We start from the raw sequence: 3,129 nt of genomic DNA, 5'->3' as shown, positions 1-3,129 counted from the left end.
CGAGTTCATAGCCGTTAAATTTGCAATATTGCTCTATTTGTGTAATTTGTCCCTCAATGCTATAACCCTCTACTTGTCTCTCTGTGGATACGCGAATGTAGCCTCCTACAAGCTTTTTCTTCATTTTATCCATTATAATCTATCCTTTCTTTAATTATACAATTGATCATTTCATAGTCTGCTTTACAATATTCAGTGGTTCGTTTTTGAAATAGATGCCAGCGAGGCTTTTATTTTTAGAAATATTAATTTCATCAATATAGGGGTACAACATGTTTAGTGTGAAACGTTGTTGAATGATGTTTTGGAAAGCTTTTCGAATTTGATACGCACTGATTGATGATATAGGTTTTGATTGTTGATGTAATGATTGCGTTTGTTCTCTGAACGTTTCTGCATCAATTTTGCCTTGGGCTAATTTTTCTATCAGCTGCTCGTGATTGAGTGTAGTTTTAGTTTCTACATCTCTTTGTCTTTTGAGTCGTTGTTGAATAGTATGGTTTATTTTTGAATAGAGCTGTTGATTTTGAAAGAAGTCCTGACAAGTCGCTAAAACACTGGTTTCTAATTCTTGTGCGTTGATTCCTTTAAATTCACAAACAAAGCGAGCGTTATTCATATTTTGCGGACAGACATAGTAACGCAATGAATGATCTGGTTTTCGGACAGTCATGTTTGTGAGTGTCGAATGACAATAAGGACATTTGATTTTTTGTTTGAGTTGATTTTCTGACGGCTTACGTTTTACTTGTTTCTGAGTTCGGGTAACTTGAGCTTCTTCGTATATCGTTGTACTGACAATAGCTGGGAACATGTTTTCATATTGTCCGTATTGATTGATAACACGGCCACAGTAATTAGGGTTAAGGATAATATTACGCACTTGATAGGGTTTGCGATTAATGAATTTATTATCAGCTTCTAAGTATTGCGCAATTTTTTTATAACCATAACCTTGAAGGTAATAATTGAACACAGCTTTTATTGTTGGTGCTTTTACTGTGTCTATTGTGAAAGTACCATTATGATAGTGATACCCAAAGGGTGCATGTGTTGTAATCATTTTACCTTGTTTCGCTTTTTCTTTGATTCCATTTTTGACTTGTTCGCCTATATTATCAGATTCTAGTTCGGCCAAGCTGATGAAAATATTGAGTTTGAGCCGATCGAATGCTTTATCCATGTCGAAGTAGCCATCATGAACGCTTAAGATATGAACATGATACGTTTGACACAATTTCATGAGTTTTAATGCATTTTTTAGATTACGATGAAGTCGATTCAGACGATAGCAACATAGTACGTCACATTGTCCTTGTTGAATCAGTTCAGTAATTTGCTGGTAACCGTTTCGCTTATCAGTGCGTCCTGATTGCTTATCGCTATAAAAGGTGATGTGTTGAATATTGTGTTTTTCAGCTAATGTCTTGATGGCTTGTTTCTGTGCCGGGAGTGATTGTTGTTTTGTTGTACTTTGACGTAAGTAACCCATTGCTTGTTTCATCCTGTTTCCTCCTTCCACAGTGATAATATATATTTATGAATGAATTTACACATAAGCCCAACACCAATCAGGTGTTGGGCGTTATTATTAGTCATCAGCGTGATTGATTTCTTCAATCACTAAATCAGCGAGTAATGTGATTAATTCGTCCATATTATTCCTCCCAATTAACTTTGATAGTAGTAAAAGTGTTATACCAATATTGGAAACGTTGGAATGAGTTCGATACCTCGTGTTGAGCAGAGTCTGACCAATTTAGGATAATCTTCATAAATGCCCCAAAAGACAATATGTTTAGGTTTGACGTGCTTCAGTTTAATATCATTTATCAATTGGTTATCGTCGTTATAATCTTTTATGATTTTATAACCATGTTCTTTACAATATGCTCTTACAGTATCAATAGGTTCGTCTAAGTAGGCTTCTCTTTCATCTGTAATATTATGTGCTAATACAATTACATTCATAGTTAATTCCTCCGGTTGATTTAATGAGCTACAACGCATAGAGCGTTGTAGCGGTATAACATTCAAATTTATAGTTCTAAATCGTCACTTGCTTCTTTTTCTCTGGCTTGATTAACAAAGTCATTAAGCAAATTTGGATTTGTATTCCCATCAAAGTGCGGTAGTGTGAATGGTTCTGAATTTGAGCTTAAGCCGAAAATAGGGGCAAGTTCTTTATCCAATTTAAGATGATAGAATACAATACTCCTAGGTTTTCCTTGAGTATCTTTGACACTACGTTTGATGGCTATCCGATCGGAATCCATCTGGATATATCCTTCTGATCTTAAACTATCTATTACATTTTTTACATCTTGATATTGGTTTTCTTCTAGCATATGTTTAAAAACATCTTTAAGCATCTTGACTTGGATGTGATCGTCTTTCAGCTCAATAAGGCCATAATTTTCAATCATTGTGGAGAGTTTTTCATTTTCCGCAAACTTACTACGATTGCGTGCCACGAACTGAACCACACTATCAATCGCCTTGGCTGCCAAACTGCGTTCACTTACGGAATCTACATGATAACTAACTAGATACTCTCTAACTGCATCCAAATCTATGGGTGTCGCAATTACACGTACTAATATTCTTGCTGATGCCATAATGGTGGCGTAGCGCTTGAACATACGTATGCCTACATTGTTTGTTTCATTGTTAAGTTGTGTTTTGAACCAATCGTGTTCTCTATGAAACCACTTGATTACTTCATATTCACGATTTAGAAGATATTCAGCTACTAACGGCATTACGTGTCCGTAGTTTTTTGATGTTCCTTTTTTAATGGCGTCCGCATTGTCAGCACTTGTTGTAAAGACATCAGAAATTTCGATGCATCTTGCTCTCAAACCATCATTTGCACTAGCATCTTTGAAAATAGTGTGTTCTGCTGTACTGATCACACTAGATCCAAAGTGGTGAGGATTTTTTACATTTCCCTCTCGATTAGCACGTAGACGACCTTGCCCCTCTGCTAGGGAATAAAGCAAACCATTGGTATCTTTAAAGGTCGCTGCTGATAATTCGTCTAAGACAATAGGAACACCAAAGTTGTTACTTAAGTATCCTTCAATTGCATTACGAGTGCCGTTCCACCCTCTGAATAATGTTTGGTCA

At 36.0% G+C, this 3,129-nt stretch carries 4 protein-coding genes; all 4 read right to left on the bottom strand.

Annotated elements, in window-relative coordinates; genetic code table 11:
- Positions 1 to 133 (bottom strand): recombinase family protein (locus tag KA830_RS12845; RefSeq protein ID WP_204171333.1); only part of this gene is annotated, 133 nt, incomplete at its 3' end.
- A 33-nt stretch (positions 134 to 166) separates the two neighbouring features.
- On the bottom strand, positions 167 to 1,504 hold the full coding sequence (gene ccrA / locus KA830_RS12840) for a cassette chromosome recombinase CcrA (RefSeq protein WP_046207798.1): 1,338 nt from the start codon (positions 1,502 to 1,504) through the stop codon (positions 167 to 169).
- A 191-nt stretch (positions 1,505 to 1,695) separates the two neighbouring features.
- A complete protein-coding gene (locus KA830_RS12835) occupies positions 1,696 to 1,971 on the bottom strand; it encodes a recombinase family protein (RefSeq protein WP_046207799.1) in 276 nt (91 codons plus the stop codon).
- 68 nt (positions 1,972 to 2,039) lie between these two features.
- Positions 2,040 to 3,129 (bottom strand): DUF927 domain-containing protein (locus tag KA830_RS12830; RefSeq protein WP_210134291.1); only part of this gene is annotated, 1,090 nt, incomplete at its 5' end.

Origin of the sequence: Staphylococcus sp. GDY8P119P (genome assembly GCF_017892075.1) — a bacterium.
GTDB classification, from domain to species: domain Bacteria; phylum Bacillota; class Bacilli; order Staphylococcales; family Staphylococcaceae; genus Staphylococcus; species Staphylococcus ureilyticus.
Note: the sequence above shows the minus strand (reverse complement) of the source record. Positions and strands in the feature narration are given on the sequence as shown.